3 protein-coding genes are annotated in these 2,316 nt (G+C 64.5%); all 3 read right to left on the reverse strand.

Annotated elements, in window-relative coordinates; translation table 11 throughout:
- On the reverse strand, positions 1–617 hold a 617-nt coding region (locus tag A3764_RS15590; protein WP_150122219.1), incomplete at its 3' end, for an NAD(P)/FAD-dependent oxidoreductase.
- A gap of 88 nt (positions 618–705) precedes the next feature.
- Positions 706–1,872 carry an acetylornithine deacetylase gene (gene argE, locus A3764_RS15595; protein ID WP_067920879.1) on the reverse strand — a complete coding sequence of 389 codons (1,167 nt, stop codon included), beginning with the start codon at positions 1,870–1,872 and terminating at the stop codon, positions 706–708.
- Between the two features lie 7 nt (positions 1,873–1,879).
- On the reverse strand, positions 1,880–2,316 hold a 437-nt coding region (locus tag A3764_RS15600), incomplete at its 5' end, for an oligopeptide/dipeptide ABC transporter ATP-binding protein (RefSeq protein WP_150122220.1).

Consider the following 2,316-nt stretch of genomic DNA (forward strand, 5'->3'; position numbering starts at 1 on the left):
GCCTCCGTCACCACGCCGGCCGCGCGACCTGCCGCGAGGTCGAGCCCCCGCACGGCGCAGCCTTCGACAATTTGGGCTCCCTCGCGCGCGGCTATGGCTGCCAGCGCGGGCACCGCGACCCAGGGCTCCGCCCGCAGGTCCGAAGGGGTCGTCAGCGCCCCGGCGAAGCGGCCCGTCAGTCCGGGGAACGCCTCCGCCGTTTCGCGGGCGGATAAAATTCGGCTGTCGACCCCATTGGCGCGCGCATGGGGCAGCCAGTTCTCGTAGGCGGCGATTTCTGCTTCCGTCCGTGCGAGATAAGTGATCCCGCCCTGCACGAGCCCGATGTCGATATTGGTCTGCCCGGCCAGTTCCTGCCACAGGACATTCGCCCGCGCCATGATCGGCATCTCGTCCGGATCCCGGCCCTGCTGCCTGATCCAGCCCCAGTTCCGGCTGGATTGTTCCGCCGCGATGCGCCCCTTTTCCAGCAGAACCACCGAACGCCCGGCGCGGACCAGAAACAGCGCGGTGCATACCCCGATGATCCCGCCCCCGATCACCACAACATCCGCCCGCTCTGGCGGCGGGCCGGGGTAGGTGACCGGTTTGTCGAGGGTGAAGGGGAATGCGGGCATCGTCGTCGCCTCGTTGCGGGCGCGAGGGGGCGCTGCCCCGCCGTGCAAGGCACGGCCCCCCGGGATTTTTTACCATTTGGAAGGGCTGTCAGTCCGCGCGCAACCTTTCGAGCAGTTTGCGCATGAAGTCATGCCCGGCCTCGAACTGGGATTTTTCGATGAATTCGTTGGGCTGATGGGCCTGTGCAATGTCACCGGGGCCGCAGATGACCGCGCTGTAGCCCGCTTCCTGAAACTGGCCGGCTTCGGTGCCGTAGCTGACCTTGTGACTGGCATTGTCGCCGGTGAGTTGGCGCACCAGCGTTTCTGCCTCCCCCTCCTCCTCGGGTTGCAGGGCGGGGACGTCGAAGCGGGGCGTCACCTCGATCCGAGTGTCGGGCACCACGGCCTGCATCTGCGCCTCAACCTCGCGCACCCGTTCGAGGTAGGCGGTGCCCCAGCGGGTCTTGTCCTCCCCCGGGACGACGCGGAAATCCATGGCGAACTCGCAGTCCTTGGCGGTGATGTTATGGGCGGTGCCGCCCTTGATCATGCCAACGTGCGCCGTCGTGAAGGGCGGATCGAACATTGCCGCCAGTTCCGTGGGCGGGGCGGCCATGTTTTCCGTATTGGTGACATTGGCCCATTCGATCAGCTTGGCACCCGCCATGATTGCGTTCACGCCCGTGTGCAGCAGGGATGAATGGACCTCAAACCCGATCACATGGGTGTTGAACCCGATCCCGCCCTTGTGCCCCGTGACCGCCTGCATCGTCGAAGGCTCCCCCACGATCACGGCAGACCCCTTGGGCAGAACGGGTTGCATCGCTTGAATCATCGGGGGCGCACCGGTGCAGCCCACTTCCTCATCGAAGCTGAGGGCGATCTGCAGCGGGCGGGTCACATTGGCGTATTTCGCCTCCACCAGCGCCCAGATCGCCAGCGCGTCGAAGCCCTTCATGTCGCAGGTGCCGCGCCCGTAATAGCGCCCGTCCCTTTCGACGACGGTAAATGGATCGCTGTCCCACGGCTGACCGTCCACCGGAACCACATCGGTATGCCCCGAAAGCACCAGCGCGCCCTCTTTCCACGGCCCTACATGAGCAAAGAGCGCATGTTTGGGCTGTTCGGGATCGATGTAGCGGTGGCTTTCGATCCCGTGGCTGTCGAGATAATCGGCCACCCAGTCGATGAGCGGGATATTGGTATCGCGGCTGACCGTGGGAAAGCTGATGAGCTTGGTCATCAGCTCAAGGGGGGTAAGGCGCTCGCTCATGGGGTCCTCAATAGCCGCTGTCGGTCTTGAGCACGAAATGGCCCGGCTCGACCTCGGTGTAGACGGAAGGTTCGGGTTCGTAGTCGACGGGGTGGATGGGCGACGGGATGGGTTTGAAGTTCAGGTCCTTTTCCGCCTTGCGCTGGCGCGGATCGGCGATGGGAACGGCTTTCATCAGCGCCTGTGTATAGGGGTGCTGCGGGTTTTCGAACACCCGCTGGCGCGACCCGAGTTCGACGATCCGACCGAGGTACATGACGCCGACCTGATGGCTGACCCGTTCCACCACCGCCATGTCATGGCTGATGAACAGGAATGACAGCCCCATTTCCAGTTGCAGTTCCATCATCAGGTTCAGCACCTGCGCCTGAACGCTGACATCGAGCGCCGAGACCGCTTCATCCGCGATGATGAGCTTGGGGTTGAGCGCCAGCGGGTGGCCAT

Origin of the sequence: Sulfitobacter sp. HI0129 (assembly GCF_001635395.1) — a bacterium.
GTDB lineage: Bacteria > Pseudomonadota > Alphaproteobacteria > Rhodobacterales > Rhodobacteraceae > Sulfitobacter.

What these genes read in the sequence shown, in the direction of transcription:
- argE (WP_067920879.1), bottom strand. Translation starts at nt 1,872, where the DNA reads ATGAGCGAGCGCCTTACCCCCCTTGAGCTGATGACCAAGCTCATCAGC.